This window comes from Xanthomonas bromi (assembly GCF_900092025.1).
Lineage (GTDB): Bacteria > Pseudomonadota > Gammaproteobacteria > Xanthomonadales > Xanthomonadaceae > Xanthomonas > Xanthomonas bromi.
In genome coordinates this window covers 14,297-29,208 of the sequence record NZ_FLTX01000011.1, presented here as the reverse complement: position 1 = coordinate 29,208, position 14,912 = coordinate 14,297, and the positions used below count along the sequence as shown (strand labels likewise).

Here is a 14,912-nt window from a genome sequence, read left to right as displayed (position 1 = left end):
CGCTTTTTGCACGAAATCCCAGCGGTAAATGCTTGATTCTCTCGATACGATATCGCTGCTGATGGGCGCGATGCCATGCGTGAGCGATACATCAGGCCGCACGCTCTTGCGATTCCCGATTCCCGATTCCCGATTCCCGATTCACCCAGCGTTCGCCACCACTTCATCGTCCTGCACCGCATCGCGGACATCCTGCGCCAGCGTCGCCTTGACGATGATCGAGCGTATCGCATCGGTGGCCTCGGAGAGCGGCACATCGCTGCTCAGGCGCAGGAAGGTGTCGCGGCTGTTGTAGCCGGAGCCGTCCTTCAGATAATGCTCGTACATCGACAGCAGATCCTGACAGGCCGTGATCAGTGCAGCGACATTGCCGCGCAGCAGTGCGTGACCTACCTGGTCGAAACTGTGCAGGCAATCGGCAAGCCAGTGCAGATCGTAGCGCGCTGTGGTCGGCTCGGGTGCATTGTGACCGCGGCTGTAGGCGCTGTAGCGACGCAGGCTGCGCGCCACGCGCGCCACATGCGCGAACAGCGCGCCGATCTCGTTGGCGATGTCCAGGCGCTGCACCAACACCATCGGCATCACCTGGTCGGCAGTGGTGGCTTGCTGCACTGAGGTGTTCTGTTCCTGCTGTTCCAGCGATTGCTGGAGCACGGCATAGCTACGCTGCAGCGACTCCAGTTCCAGCGTCGTGGCAGCCGCACGGGCTTTCAGTTGCGACAGCGCAGCCTGATAGCGGCCAAGGCTGTCTTGCGCGCTGGCAAGCTCGCCGGATTCGGCACGCAACAGGCGACCGCGCACGAATGCCAGGCCGGTGGCGATCAGTGCCCAGAGTGCGAATGCAGGCACCAGGTAGAGCAAGATGCCCATGGAATGTCCTCAAACCGTTGCATACCTTGACGGCCTGCAACGCGCAGACTTGAGGTCAATCGTCAGGAATGTGACAAGCGACGATGGTTTTGCCGTCCGCCAGTCTGCAATCGCCATGCCTCGCACACTTCCTGACAAAAGATGGTGTGGACGCTGATCGTGCAGCCGAGGCGATCGTAACCGCCTTCCCGGCACGTGGAGCGGTGCCGGTACTGTACGCAGCGCATTGCTGGGGGCGGTTGCATCGGCTTTTAAGTAACCGGCGGAACGCAACGCCGCGCAAGAGCGCCCGACGAAGCGGCTGCGTTCGCCGCAAGACGGGCGCGTCGAGTGCTAGCCCCGAAAGCGGATTCAGCCCAAAATTCCAGGCAAATCCAGCCCTTTCTCCTTCGCGCAATCGGTTGCGATGGCATAGCCGGCATCGGCGTGGCGCATGACACCCGTGGCCGGGTCGTTCCAGAGCACACGTTCCAGGCGCTTGTCGGCCGCTTCGCTGCCGTCGCAGACGATGACCATGCCGGCATGTTGCGAGAAGCCCATGCCGACGCCGCCACCGTGGTGCAGCGAGACCCAGGTGGCGCCGCTGGCGGTGTTGAGCAGGGCATTGAGCAGCGGCCAGTCGGAGACCGCGTCCGAACCGTCGGCCATGGATTCGGTTTCGCGGTTGGGCGAGGCCACGCTGCCGGAATCCAGGTGGTCGCGGCCGATGACCACCGGCGCCTTCAGTTCGCCGCTGCGCACCATCGCATTGAAGGCCAGGCCCAGGCGGTGGCGGTCGCCCAGGCCCACCCAGCAGATGCGCGCGGGCAGACCCTGGAAGGCGATCTTTTCGGCGGCCATGTCGAGCCAGCGATGCAGATGCGCATCGTCTGGAATGAGTTCCTTGACCTTGGCATCGGTCTTGGCGATGTCGTCCGGGTCGCCACTGAGTGCGACCCAGCGGAACGGGCCGATGCCGCGACAAAACAGCGGGCGGATATAGGCGGGTACGAAGCCGGGGAAATCGAATGCGTTGTCGATGCCGGCCTCCAGCGCCATCTGGCGCAGGTTGTTGCCGTAGTCCACGGTGGGTACGCCCAGCGCGTGGAAAGTGAGCATGGCGCGGATGTGGTTGGCCATCGAATCGCGCGCGGCCGCTTCCACTTCCTTCGGCGCGCTGACGCGCTTTGCATCCCACTCTTCCACGCTCCAGCCCTGCGGCAGATAGCCGTTGACCGGATCGTGCGCAGAGGTCTGGTCGGTCAACAGGTCGGGTTTGATCCCGCGCAGCAGCAGTTCGTCCAGCACATCGGCCACGTTACCGAGCAGGCCGACCGAGAGCGGCTTCTTTGCCGTGCACGACTCCTCGATCAGGCGCAGCGCCTCGTCCAGCGAGTCGGTCCACGTATCCAGATACCCGGTGCGCAGGCGCATGTCGATGCTGCTCTTGCGGCATTCCACCGCCAGGCACGAGGCGCCGGCCATCACCGCGGCGAGCGGTTGCGCGCCCCCCATGCCGCCGAGGCCGCCGGTGAACAGCCACTTGCCGGCCAGGCTGCCACCGTAATGCTGGCGACCCATCTCCACGAAGGTTTCGTAGGTGCCTTGCACGATGCCTTGCGCGCCGATGTAGATCCAGCTGCCGGCGGTCATCTGGCCGTACATCGCCAGCCCTTTTTTATCCAATGCGTTGAAGTGGTCCCAGGTGGCCCAGCGCGGCACCAGGTTGGAATTGGCGATCAGCACGCGCGGTGCATCGGCGTGGGTGCGGAACACGCCCACCGGCTTGCCGGACTGCACCAGCAAGGTCTGGTCGTCGTCCAGGCGCGTGAGCGCAACAACGATCGCATCGAAGGATTCCCAGTCGCGCGCGGCGCGGCCGATGCCGCCGTACACCACCAGTTCCTGCGGGCGCTCGGCCACGTCCGGGTCCAGGTTGTTCATCAACATGCGCAGCGGCGCTTCGGTGAGCCAGCTCTTGGCGGTGAGCGTGGTGCCGGTGGCGGCGCGGATGACGCGGGTTGTATCGTGACGGGTCATGCCGGGTTCCTTGCAATCAGCGGTTGGCCGCAGGCGGCGCGGTGTCGGAAGAGGGCGCGTTGGCGAACTGCACGCAAGCCAGCAGCACATGCCGCAGCACCGCACGCAATGCGGCGGCGTGCACCGGCTGCCACGGCGTGGGCCAGCTTCCCGGGGTGATGGCGTCCGGTTCGCACATGTAGCCGCGGCAGGCCAGTTCCATTTGCAATGTGTGCACGCCTTGCTCGGGTTGCGCGTAGTGGCGGGTGATCCAGCCACCCTTGAAGCGCCCGTTGCGTACCGTGCTGGAGCCGCTGCTGCGGCACAGACTTTCCACTGCATCGACCAGGCGCGGGTCGCAGCTGCGGTCGTCGTTGCTGCCGATATTGAATTGCGGCAATTCGCCATCGAACAGATGCGGGATGAGCGAGCGGATCGAATGCGCGTCGTAGACCACGATCTTCGCGTGCCGGGCGCGCAGGCGCGCAATTTCGTCGGCAAGCGCCGCGTGATACGGGTCGAACCAGCGCGTGCGACGCAGCGCGATCTGCGCCTGGTCCGGTGCCGCACCATCGGCATACAACGGCTGATTGTCGAAGGTGGTGAGCGGGCACAGACCGGTGGTGTTCTGACCCGGATACAGCGATGCGCCACTGGGGTCGCGATTGACGTCGATGACCGAGCGCGAGATGGCGGTACGCAGCGTGGTGGCGCCCAATGCCTGTGCGAAATCGTAGAGCTGATGCACCCACCAATCGGTATCGCGGCGCGCCAACCACGGCGAAACGAACTGGCTGGCCACGTCCTCTGGCAATTCGGTGCCGGTATGCGGAAAACTGACGATCAACGGCGCGTCGCCGCGGTGGAGTTGCAGCCAGTCGGGCAGGGCGTTCATCGCGACGCTCCATGCGTGGGTGCTGCGCACGCGCCGCACGTGTCGCGCAGCTGTGTATGGTGACAATGTCGCGCGCGCCATGCCGCGTCAGCGCGTGTGCGTGTGCATGGAAACGGCGCAAAACCTTGCGCTTGCGCCTGTGGTGACGCAGATAGCGCGCCACGTCGTGCAATCTGCGGCCTCATGCGTCCTGCTCCACATCCGGCAACGCGATCGCCACCGCCTGCGCCAGCGCACCCGAACGCACCAAGGCGCTGGCGGCCAGCATGTCGGGATGGAAGTAGCGATCCTCCTGCAGCGTTGGCACCTGCGCGCGCAACAGGGCACGCGCGGCTTCCAGCGCGGCGCTGGAGCGCAGCGGCGCATGGAAATCGCAGCCTTGTACGGCGGCCAGTAGCTCGATGCCGATGACGTGTGCGGCGTTTTCGGCCATCGCCAGCAGGCGGCGCGCACCGTGCGCGGCCATCGAGACGTGATCTTCCTGATTGGCCGAGGTCGGAATTGAATCGACGCTGGCCGGATACGCGCGCTGTTTGTTTTCCGACACCAGCGCGGCGGCGGTGACCTGCGGAATCATGAAACCGGAGTTCAAGCCCGGACGCGGAGTCAGAAAGGCGGGCAGGCCGGAGAGTGCCGGATCGACCAGCATCGCGGTGCGGCGTTCGCTGATCGAGCCGATTTCGCACACCGCCATCGCCAGCATGTCGGCCGCAAAGGCCACCGGCTCGGCGTGGAAGTTGCCACCGGACAAGGCCTCGCCGGTATCGCTGAAGACCAGCGGGTTGTCGGACACGCCATTGGCTTCGATCTCCAGCGTGCGCGCAGCCTGACGCATGATGTCCAGCGCTGCGCCCATCACCTGCGGCTGGCAGCGCAGACAGTACGGGTCCTGCACGCGCACATCGCCAAGCCGATGCGATTCGCGAATGGCCGACTCGGCCATCAAGGCACGCAGCGCTGCCGCGGTGGCGATCTGCCCCGGTTGCCCACGCAGTGCGTGGATGCGTGCATCGAACGGCGTATCCGAGCCCTTGGCCGCTTCCACAGATAGCGCGCCGGTCACCAGCGCGGCCTGCAATACGTTTTCGATCTCGAACAGACCGGCCAAGGCGCAGGCAGTGGAAAACTGGGTGCCGTTGAGCAACGCCAGCCCTTCTTTTGCGCCCAGCACGCGCGGCTGCAGCTGCGCATGTGCGAGCGCATCGGCAGCGGGCAGGCGCTGTTCGCCGACGAAGGCTTCGCCGACGCCGATCATCACCGCAGCCAGATGCGACAGCGGCGCCAGATCGCCGGAAGCGCCCACCGAGCCCTGACACGGCACCACCGCGGTGATGCCCGCGCGCAGCATCGCTGCCAGCAACGCCAGCGTGTCCGGCTGCACGCCGGAAGCGCCCTGAGCCAGACTGGTGAGTTTGAGCGCCATCATCAGTCGCACCACCGGCACCGGCGTGGGCTCGCCGACACCGGCCGCGTGCGAAAGCACGATATTGCGCTGCAGGGTCTGCAGATCGTCGCGCTCGATGCGCACGCTGGCCAGCTTGCCGAAGCCGGTGTTGACGCCATACACCGGCTCGCCCCGCGCAACGATGGCCTCCACCGTTTGTGCGCTGCGCAGCACCGCAGCGGCGCAGGCATCGTCCAATGCGACCTCGGCACCGCGATACAGCGCACGCCATTGCGCCAGCGTGACCTGGCCGGGTTGCAGGACAACAGTAAGACTCATGACGACTCCGGATTCAGCGAAAGATGCCCGCGCCAGACGCGTGCATGAAGAGGGTTGAAGCCCATGCGGTAGACCAGATCGGCCGGCGCGTCGATGTCCCAGATCGCCAGATCGCAGTCCATGCCGGCACGCAGCTGGCCCAGGCGATCGCTGCGTCCGAGCGCGCGCGCGGCCTCGCGGGTGAAGCCGGCGATGCATTCGTCGACGGTCATGCGGAACAAGGTCGCCGCCATGTTCATGGCCAGCAGCGGGCTGGTCAGCGGCGAGGTCCCTGGATTGCAGTCGGTGGCCAGCGCCAGCGGCACACCGGCCGCGCGCAACGCGGCAATCGGTGGCACCTGCGTATCGCGGGTGAAATAAAACGCGCCCGGCAACAGCACCGCCACCGTGCCAGCGCGCGCCATCGCCGCGATGCCGGCCTGGTCCAGGTATTCGATATGATCGGCCGACAACGCGCCGTAGCGTGCGGCCAGTGCGGCGCCACGCTGATTGCTCAGCTGTTCGGCGTGGATCTTGATGTGCAAGCCATGCGCTTGTGCCGCGATGAAGACCTGTTCGGCCTGCGCATGCGAGAACGCCAGATGCTCGCAGAACACGTCCACCGCCTCGGTAAGCCCTTGCGCGGCGATCGCCGGAATCATCTGTGTGCAGACCTGGTCGATGTAGCGCTGCGCATCGCCGCCGGGCGGCACTGCATGCGCACCCAGGAAGGTCGGCACCACTTCCACCTTGCGCAGCGCAGCGAGTTGGCGCGCTACGCGCAGTTGCTTGCTTTCATCGTCCAGCGTGAGCCCGTAGCCGGATTTGATTTCCAGCGTGGTCACGCCTTCTGCGAGCATCGCATCCAGGCGCGGCAGGCTGGCGGCCAGCAATGCGGCATCGTCGGCGGCGCGGGTGGCGCGCACCGTCGCTACGATGCCGCCGCCGGCAGCGGCGATCTCGGCGTAGCTGGCGCCGCGCAGACGTTGCTCGAATTCGTTGGCGCGGTTGCCGGCATACACCAGGTGGGTGTGGCAATCGATCAGGCCCGGGCTGATCCAGCGGCGCTGGCAGTCGTGCGCGCTGGCGGGCTGCAGCGCTGGCGCCTGTGCGGCCGGGCCGGCGTAGACGATACGACCCTGCTGGCAGGCGACGACGCCGTCGTCCACGATGCCCAGGCCGCCATCGGCGGCATCCAGGGTCATCAGTTGCGCGTTGTGCCAGAGAACGTCGCAATGCATGGCGCAGGCTCGTGGTGTCTGATATGTATATACAATAGATTCGGCAACCGAGGGTGTCCAGTGGCAGACCAACAGATGCAAGCGTTCTGGGCCGCCCGGGCGTTATTGCCCGAGGGCTGGGCGAGCGGGGTGCGGATTGCGCTGACGCAGGGACGCATCGCCTGCGTGCAGGCCGGCGTGCCTGCTGCCCCCAACGACACGCGCTGCGAGGTGCTGGTGCCTGGCCTGGGCAATGTGCATAGCCACGCCTTCCAGCGCGGCATGGCGGGGTTGACCGAAGTGGGCGGACGCAGCGGCGACAGCTTCTGGAGCTGGCGCGAGCTGATGTACCGCTTCGTCGACCGGCTCGACCCGGACAGCCTGCAGGCGATTGCCGAACAGGCGTATGTGGAAATGCTCGAAAGCGGCTTCACCCGCGTCGGTGAATTCCATTACCTGCACCACACGGTGAGCGGCGCGCCGTACGCGCACGCCGGCGAAATGTCCGAGCGCATTGCCGCTGCGGCCGCCAACACCGGCATCGGGCTCAGCTTGTTACCGGTGTTCTATGCGCATTCGGATTTCGGTGGCGCTGCGCCCAGCCCGGCGCAACGCCGCCTGATCCACGATATCGAGGGGTTCGCGCGCCTGCTGGACGACTGCAGGCACAGCCTGAAAGCGCTGCCTGATGCAGTGCTCGGGTTGGCCCCGCACAGCCTGCGCGCAGTGACCCCGCCGCAGCTGGCGGCGCTGGTGCCGCTCACCGATGGACCCATCCATCTCCACATCGCCGAACAGCAGCGCGAGGTGGACGCCTGCCTGGCCTGGTCCAGTCAGCGCCCGGTGCAGTGGCTGCTGGCCAATGCGCCGGTGGATGCGCGCTGGTGTCTGGTGCATGCCACGCATGTGGATGCCAGCGAACTGCAGGCGATTGCCGACAGCGGCGCAGTCGTCGGGCTGTGCCCGATCACCGAGGCAAACCTGGGCGATGGCGTGTTCCCGATGCAGGCATTCGCCGCCGCGGGCGGCCGTTTTGGGCTGGGCTCGGATTCGAATGTGCTGATCGATGCAGCCGAGGAAGTGCGCTTGCTCGAATACGGCCAGCGCCTGACGTTGCAGGCACGCAATGTATTGGCGCAGGGGGCCGTATCCAGCGGGCGCTGGCTCTACGACCAGGCCGGCGTCGGTGCCGCGCAGGCGCTGGGCATCGCACAGACCGGCATCCGTGCCGGTACAGCGGCCGATCTGATCGAGTTGGACACGACGCATCCGGCCCTGCTGGCGCGCAGCGACGATGCTTTGCTGGACAGCTGGCTGTTTGCCGCGCGTGGTTCAGCGGTGCGCAATGTCTGGCGCGGCGGTCGCTGGGTGGTGCGCGGCGGGCAGCATATCGATCGCACCCGGAGTGCCGCGCGGTTTGCCGTGGTATTGCGCAGCCTCCTGAGCCAATGACATGGGCCGCCAAACATGGAGCGGGCAGTCGTCAGGTGTGCGACGAGGGCGCGCAGGAACCGCAGTGGTTGCGGTGCCTGCCGAGCCGGAGCACCGGCCGCGCCAGCCAGCCGGCCGTGCAATCGTGCTCTTAGCTGCTCCAAGTAGAGACGCGCGCGATGCGAGTGCTGGAGCCGCTGAAAACGCGGCAGCGTCGGCTGGACAGATGCATGTAGCGCCCTCATCAACGCAGCGTGTGCATGCCGCAACGCGCAGCTGGTGCACCCGTCCGCCCGATGTTGCATGCCGATTGGATAGTCGCTCTTCCCGGAGACTTGCGCCTTGACCGCCACCCCCACCGTCGCGCCTGGCACCTTGCATCAACGCATCCGCCAGGATCTGGAACATCGCATCCATAGCGGCGACTGGCCGCCCGGGCACCGCGTGCCGCCAGAGCACGAGTTGATGGCGCAGTACGGCTGCTCGCGCATGACCGTGAACAAGGTGCTCGGCTTGCTGGCCGATGCCGGCATGATCGAACGTCGCCGTCGTACTGGTTCGTTCGTGGCACGGCAGCATCCGCATCTGGAACAGGTGGCGCTCTCGATCCCGGACATCGAAGTGGAAATGACCACGCGCGGCCACGTTTACCGCTTCGCATTGTTGTCGCGGCAGTTGCGCAACGCACGGAAGCGCGTGCCGCAGGAACGTGCGTTGGGCAGCACCGGCAAAGTGCTGGCGTTGCACAGCGTGCATCTGGCCGATGGCCGCCCGTTTGCGCTGGAGCAGCGCGTGATCGATATCACCACCGTGCCGGAGGCATTGGCGCAACCGTTCACCGAAGTGGCGCCGGGCAGTTGGTTGTTGCGCAACGTGCCATGGACGCGCGCCGAGCATCGCATCAGCGCGAGCAGCGCCGACGCAGCGCAGGCCAGTCAGCTCCAGGCGGCCGATGGCGCAGCCTGCCTGGTGATCGATCGTCATACCTGGCGCGGCGACCAGCCGGTCACCTACGTGCGCCAGATGTTTCTCGGCGGTTCCTACGATCTGGTGGCACGGTTTGCGCCGGGAATGCGGTGAGGTGATGTCGGCAGGCGACGGTGCTACCGCAGCGCTAATGTCGCTGCCAGCCGTTGTCGGCAGTGGGGAACGCGCCGCATGCTGGTGCGGCTTTCAGTGATTGCTCAGCAAGCCCGCGCGCCACAGCGCGAACGCAGCAGGCGACGCAGCAGGATCAAATCGTGGTGCATTGTCGCCAGCGCACCGGCTCGGCGATTCCCGGGCGCGGGTTGAGCTGCACGCGCACTGTGCGCAGGTACGGGTAGCGTTCCAGCTCGCGGCAGATCAGCGGCCATGCCGCGCTGTCGTCCACCGTACGATCCACCACCAGCGTCACCTGGGTCAGCCAGATGCCGCGCACCAGGCCCGGCGTCTGCGCCAATGTCTTGGATACCTCGCGCCGATAGCCCTGCATGGTTGCGGCATCCGGTTCTGCGCCGGCTGCCGGTGGCGTAGCCGACGCAGTCGATGGCGGCGTCGGCTGCGATGTCGTCGTGGAGGGCGTACGCGAAGCCACCACGTGTGCCGGTGCAGGAACGGGCGAGGCCACTGCGGTGCGCGGTGCGGCCGGTACCGGATCCGGCGGGCGCAGCGCCAGCACCGCCATCGCTGCCAGCGTTGTGAGCGCGGCGCCGGCGATCAGGCTGTGCTGGATCGCGCGGCGGCGCGCCGTGCCGACCACACCGGTTTCCACATCGCCAGGCAGATACGGTTTGAGCAGCGGCCACAGGCGCCCACCGTCCAGCACTTCGATCGACTGTTTCTGCGCGGCGGCGATACCTCCACGCTCCATGCGGCCTTCGGTGACCATCACGCCGCCGCTGGCGCCGGCCAGCCGCGCCATCGCACCCAGCTCGTTCACTGCCGCCACGCCGATGCGATAACCACGCCCGTGCTTGCAGGCCACCAGACGGGTGCCATGCTCGGTTTGCATCATGAAATCGGCGGTGGGCAGGCCGTCCTGCGGCAACTGAGTCGGCTGCCATCCGCGTTGATCCTGCAAAACGCGCAGCACCACGGCAGAAAAATCGCGCCAGTGCATGACGGCCAGCGCATGCATGCCTTCCTGTACCTCGTTGGCGCGTCGCCACACCAGCCAGAGATAGGCGCACACCGCCAGCCAGACCAGCAGTGCAGCCAGGGGCGCCAGAATCCAGGGAGGTATAAGAATCAAGCAATGGCGCGTATAACGAATCGTGCGTCTAGAAGAATCCTTCGCGAAAGATTCGTCAATGGATCGCTCGCGGCGATAGCGCAAGCCGTGATCCAGATAGCGAAAGACCCGCCAGTCCGAAGCCGTGAGGGGGAGGGGAGCAAACGGACTTCGTAACGCAGGACTGGCGGGCCGTTCGCGATTGTCTAAAAAATCATGTTGCTTTGCAACATTGCGCGCTGACGTAGCGTTGGAAGGTAAGGTCCTGATTCCAAACGCCTGTACCGATAACTCTCGCGCCGGCAGGGTCACGCCTTCCTGCCACTTCGGTCAGATCCCGACTGCCGCCTTGATTCCGGCATTGCCCAGTAGCTCGGGGTACGGCAAGAAAAATGCTCGAATTGGCCCGGTGTCGGCGGTCAGGGACAACGCGTCGTGGAGGGCGGCCGTCTTTCAAGCCAGCCGGCGGTCAGCGCCTGTGCCGGGCGCCGCACCATCTCTTTCCTGCTACGGCCATCCTTGCCTTCACCACCAAACGCGGAACACAACCGCTCCATCTCACAATGGCGCGGTTGCGTTCATCGATACGCTTATTCCGGGTCGAACGCACCAGGGTTGCCGGACGACGACGTCTCGGCACCTGCGCCGCTGGCACCAGAGGTCTCGCTGCTGGCCGCCTGCGCGGCCTGGTTGGCGGTGCGGTTGGCACGCTTGGTGGCCGCCGTGTTGGCGCGGACCTGCGCCTTAAGCGATTCGACCTCGCGACGCAGGTTTTCCAGCTCTTCCTGCTCGGGGATGTTGAGCGTGCGCAGCACGCCTTTCACGCGCTCGTCGAAGGCCTTGCCCAGTTTGTCCCAGCCGCGCACCGCAGTGTCGCGGACCTGCTCGAACTGGGTTTCCACTTCGTCGCGCAGTTCGTCGACGCTTTCGGCCGCCTTGCGCTGGCCGGTGCGCTCGTAGGCGGCACCTTCACGCACCAGCGAGTCGAACAGCTTGCCGCCTTCACTCTGCACGCGGCCCAGCGCGCCCAAGCCTGCCAGCCACACGGTCTGTCCCGATTCGCCAAGCCGGCGCGAGATCTGTTCCGCCTGCGCCTGGAAGCCCTGGGCCGCGTTGTCGCGGTTTCCGTTGCGGTCGTATCCGGTCGTCATGCGATGCTCCTGTAGGTTGCCAAAGTGACGTTGCCTTCACCCTAGTACCGACCTTGCATCGGGCAGGTGAAGCGGCGCCCGATCAAGCGTTTTGCCAGCATCTACCCACAAGCGCCTGGGCAGGTGACTTGGCGCTGAAGCAGCGCAGTGCCAATCGCGCTCAGGCCAGTTTTTCGGCCAGCAAGCGGCGGATTTCCGATTCCACCATCGGCTGTACGGCCGACAGCAAAAAGCCGAGCTCTGCGGTGACGTGCACCTGCTGCGGCAGCAGCGCGATCGCCCCATCCACGCCGGCACGTGCAATGCGCAAGGTATCGCCTTCCCAATGCGAGGCGATGCCGTAGCGATCGGTCAGCTTGCGCGCCGCCTCGTCGATGGCCGCGCGGGCCTGGGCCGGCGTCAAGGAATGGTCGTGGCGGATATCGATGCTGGACATGGGGGCGATGGGTCATGCGAAAAGTGAGGGCGCATTGTGCGCATGCGCGGCCCCGGCTCCAAGTGCGACCGTGCGCTGCGCTGCTGCCGATGTCAGGAATGCGGGTCTTCGGCATTGCCGATGCGCAGACTTGACCGCACTGCATCGCTTTCCTGACGCTCGCTCGGCAGCTGCCCAGTGGGGAGATCACCCAAGATAGCCGCGTGTGGGAGCAAACCTGCTAGGCTGCGGGCGGTGCGCGACCTGCAAGTTCATTTCACCCACCGGCAACAGCCGGATCATTCCCTCAAGCCCGGCGTCCACCGGATCGTCCGTCATGCCTCCGGCAGCGTGCGTGTGGTGAACGATGCACAGGGCGCGTTGCTGTTGGCGCAGTTCTGCCTGGACCAACGCGGTCTGTGGCTGCAGGTGGCCAACGGCATTCGCTGGATCCATGTCAATGGGCGCCCGGTACGCCGCATGGCGCTGCTGCGGCCAGGCGATGCGATCTATGCCGATGGCGTGGAAATGCTGTTGCGCAGCGCACCGTCCACTGCGCCGGCCAACGATATCCAGGATGACACTGCCGGCCTGAGCGAGGTCTGCCTGTTGCTGCGCGGGCTGGGCGGACGCCATCACGGGCGCAGTTTCACCCTCGACCGCTCGCGTCTGGTCGGCAGCGATGCCGCCGCCGACATCGTCATCGACGACCCTGCGTTCGCCGCCCAGCATGCGCGCCTTGAGCGGCATGGCGACCGTGTGCTGATCCGCGATCTCGGTTCGGAAGAGGGGAGCTGGATCAACGGCGTCCAGGTGCGCGATGGCTGGCTGCAGGCCGGCGATCAGGTCGTGTTCGATGCGCGCCACCGGTTTGTGGTGGAAGTGCCACGTACCCACCACAGCACCACCTGGGATCTGCCCGATACCGAACCGCCGCCGCCGCCGTGTGCCGTTGCAGAGCCGACGCACGCACCGGTGAAGGTGGCCCGTTGGCCCTGGCTGCTGCTCAGCGCGGTGTTGCTGGCGGCGGCGTTGAGCGCCTTGCTGTGGTTCGGCGCGCGCTGAGTTTTTTCCAGACGCGCCAGCCCAGCAACACCGCAAGGATGCCGGCATACAGCGCCGGCTCGCGGATATCGGATTTCACCAGCCACCAGAAATGCAGCACTGCCAGCAGCCCGATCGGATAGATCAGCATGTGCAGGCGGCCCCAGTTGCGTTTGAGCCGACGCATCCAGCCCTGGGTGGAGGTGATCGCCAGCGGCATCAGCAGCAGCCACGCGGCGAATCCCACGGTGATGTAGGGCCGTTTTAGGATCTCTTCGAAGATCTGCGTCCAGAAACCTCGCAGATCCAGCGTGAGATAGGCCGCCAGGTGCACGGTGGCATAGAAGAATGCGTACAGTCCCAGCATGCGGCGGAAGCGGATCAACACCGCCTGCCCGGTGAGTTGGCGCAACGGCGTGATTGCCAGCGTGATCAGCAGGAAACGTAGTGCCCACAGCCCGGTGCGGTGCTCGATCTCGGCCACCGGGTCGGCGCCCAACGCGTCGCTACCGCTCTGCCACACCTGCCAGAACTGCCAGCCGAGCAGGACGATCGGCGCCAGCGCGGCGGCATGCATTAGTGCCTTGGCAGCGATCACGGAAGTGGATGTCTTGGCCATGCGATCTCGTCGATGAAACGGTGTGCGAAAGAGGCGGTGCTCGGCTGCGCGTCATGCACGTCAGCCAGGGACGGATCGGTTTGCAGCGTTGCGCGCCGAGGGATTGCGGACAGACGCTTATCCTGCGCGGCTGTGCTCTGCGGACTACCCTGGCCTACAGAGGCACCACCGGTACGAAGAATGCATCGCAGGAGCGCGCTGTCAGGACTTGAGGCATTGCCAGTCATACCTCATCGCGCTCTCGCAGGGGGGGGCTCACGTCGATCGAGCGATCACCCTAGAACCACTTCTTCAGATCCATGCCCGCATACAACGAAGCGACCTGATCGGCATACCCGTTGAAGGGCTTGGTCGCGATGCGCTCGGCAAACAGTTTGCTGGCGGTGCCAGCGATACGGCGCTCGGTCTTCTGGCTCCAGCGCGGATGGTCCACGGCCGGATTCACGTTGGAAAAGAAGCCGTATTCGGAAGGTTGCAGATCGTGCCACGCGGTCTCGGGCATTTTTTCGACGAAGCGGATTTCCACGATCGACTTGATGCTCTTGAAGCCGTATTTCCACGGCACCACCAGCCGCAACGGTGCGCCGTTCTGCTGCGGCAACGGCTTGCCGTACAAGCCGGTGGCCAGCAGGGTCAGCGGGTGCATCGCTTCGTCGATACGCAGGCCTTCGCGGTACGGCCAATCGATCGAGCGGTAGCGCACGCCGGGCATCTGCTGCGGGTCGGCCAGCGTGGTGAAGGCCACGTATTTGGCCTTGGAGGTCGGCGCGAAGCGCTTGAGCGCCTCGCCCAACGGCACGCCCGTCCACGGGATCACCATCGACCAGCCTTCCACGCAGCGCAGCCGGTAGATACGTTCTTGCGGCGCGATGCCTTTGAGCAGTTCGTCCAGCGAGAGGCTGCCGGGCTTCTCGCACTCGCCGCTCACCTTCACCGTCCACGGCGACAGCTTCAGCGTCTTCGCAGCCTTGGATGGATCGGTCTTGTCGGTGCCGAACTCGTAGAAGTTGTTGTAGCTGGTGACGTCTTCCAGCCGGGTCAGTTCCTCGGCGGTGCGGAATCCGCTGCGCGCCTGCGCCGGCGTCACCACGGTCTTGGGCGGAGGCGGCGGATCGGCTTCCGCACAACCGGCCACACCCAGCGCCGGGGTCAGCGCAAATAGCTGCAGCAGCCGTCGACGGTCGCGGTAAACGGCCTCATCGGTGATCTCGCTGGACGGCAATTTGAAAGCATCGCGAAACGACATGGCAGGCTCCGGCAGTGGCTGCAGCGTGAGAGTGGCGAACTGAGAGTGGCGAATCGGGACAAAAGTTCGCGTTGATGCACGCCTACGTTACGTCAGGTTCGATCAAAAG

13 protein-coding genes are annotated in these 14,912 nt (G+C 65.7%); 3 read left to right on the top strand and 10 right to left on the bottom strand.

Going from position 1 to position 14,912, the window contains the following annotated elements; all coding sequences use genetic code 11:
- Positions 1-141 precede the first annotated feature (141 nt).
- The 5 genes from XBLMG947_RS22450 to hutI all read right to left on the bottom strand — a co-directional run bounded on the left by XBLMG947_RS22450 (position 142) and on the right by hutI (position 6,706).
- On the bottom strand, positions 142-870 hold the full coding sequence (locus XBLMG947_RS22450) for a hypothetical protein (RefSeq protein WP_065466543.1): 729 nt from the start codon (positions 868-870) through the stop codon (positions 142-144).
- Between the two features lie 351 nt (positions 871-1,221).
- Positions 1,222-2,889 (bottom strand): urocanate hydratase, encoded by a 1,668-nt coding sequence (gene hutU, locus XBLMG947_RS04275; RefSeq protein WP_065466542.1) that lies wholly within the window; start codon positions 2,887-2,889, stop codon positions 1,222-1,224.
- Between the two features lie 16 nt (positions 2,890-2,905).
- Complete coding sequence (gene hutG / locus XBLMG947_RS04270; protein WP_065466541.1) at positions 2,906-3,763, bottom strand: N-formylglutamate deformylase; 858 nt, start codon at positions 3,761-3,763, stop codon at positions 2,906-2,908.
- Positions 3,764-3,944: 181 nt separating this feature from the next.
- A complete protein-coding gene (gene hutH / locus XBLMG947_RS04265) occupies positions 3,945-5,486 on the bottom strand; it encodes a histidine ammonia-lyase (RefSeq protein WP_065466540.1) in 1,542 nt (513 codons plus the stop codon).
- On the bottom strand, positions 5,483-6,706 hold the full coding sequence (gene hutI / locus XBLMG947_RS04260) for an imidazolonepropionase (protein ID WP_065466539.1): 1,224 nt from the start codon (positions 6,704-6,706) through the stop codon (positions 5,483-5,485). Before hutI ends, hutH begins: the two co-directional genes overlap by 4 nt.
- 60 nt (positions 6,707-6,766) lie before the next feature.
- On the opposite strand from hutI, the gene XBLMG947_RS04255 reads away from it, so the two are divergent.
- Complete coding sequence (locus tag XBLMG947_RS04255) at positions 6,767-8,137, top strand: formimidoylglutamate deiminase (protein WP_065466538.1); 1,371 nt, start codon at positions 6,767-6,769, stop codon at positions 8,135-8,137.
- Positions 8,138-8,458: 321 nt separating this feature from the next.
- Positions 8,459-9,196, top strand: coding sequence for a histidine utilization transcriptional repressor HutC (gene hutC, locus XBLMG947_RS04250; RefSeq protein ID WP_065466537.1), 738 nt, complete (start codon positions 8,459-8,461; stop codon positions 9,194-9,196).
- A 154-nt stretch (positions 9,197-9,350) separates the two neighbouring features.
- Here hutC and XBLMG947_RS04245 read toward each other — a convergent pair whose 3' ends face one another.
- The 3 genes from XBLMG947_RS04245 to XBLMG947_RS04235 form a co-directional block, all read right to left on the bottom strand.
- On the bottom strand, positions 9,351-10,346 hold the full coding sequence (locus XBLMG947_RS04245) for a restriction endonuclease (protein WP_065466644.1): 996 nt from the start codon (positions 10,344-10,346) through the stop codon (positions 9,351-9,353).
- Between the two features lie 572 nt (positions 10,347-10,918).
- On the bottom strand, positions 10,919-11,479 hold the full coding sequence (locus XBLMG947_RS04240) for a phasin family protein (protein ID WP_065466536.1): 561 nt from the start codon (positions 11,477-11,479) through the stop codon (positions 10,919-10,921).
- Between the two features lie 160 nt (positions 11,480-11,639).
- Positions 11,640-11,915, bottom strand: coding sequence for a polyhydroxyalkanoic acid system family protein (locus XBLMG947_RS04235; RefSeq protein WP_042822008.1), 276 nt, complete (start codon positions 11,913-11,915; stop codon positions 11,640-11,642).
- Positions 11,916-12,149: 234 nt separating this feature from the next.
- Here XBLMG947_RS04235 and XBLMG947_RS04230 point away from each other — a divergent pair, with 234 nt between their 5' ends.
- Positions 12,150-12,959: an FHA domain-containing protein gene (locus XBLMG947_RS04230; protein WP_065466535.1), complete on the top strand. Its 810-nt coding sequence runs from the start codon at positions 12,150-12,152 to the stop codon at positions 12,957-12,959.
- Here XBLMG947_RS04230 and msrQ read toward each other — a convergent pair.
- Both msrQ and msrP read right to left on the bottom strand, forming a co-directional pair.
- Positions 12,901-13,557, bottom strand: coding sequence for a protein-methionine-sulfoxide reductase heme-binding subunit MsrQ (msrQ, locus tag XBLMG947_RS04225; RefSeq protein WP_065466534.1), 657 nt, complete (start codon positions 13,555-13,557; stop codon positions 12,901-12,903). The genes XBLMG947_RS04230 and msrQ overlap by 59 nt on opposite strands.
- A gap of 277 nt (positions 13,558-13,834) precedes the next feature.
- Positions 13,835-14,803 carry a protein-methionine-sulfoxide reductase catalytic subunit MsrP gene (msrP, locus tag XBLMG947_RS04220; protein ID WP_065466533.1) on the bottom strand — a complete coding sequence of 323 codons (969 nt, stop codon included), beginning with the start codon at positions 14,801-14,803 and terminating at the stop codon, positions 13,835-13,837.
- Positions 14,804-14,912 lie beyond the last annotated feature (109 nt).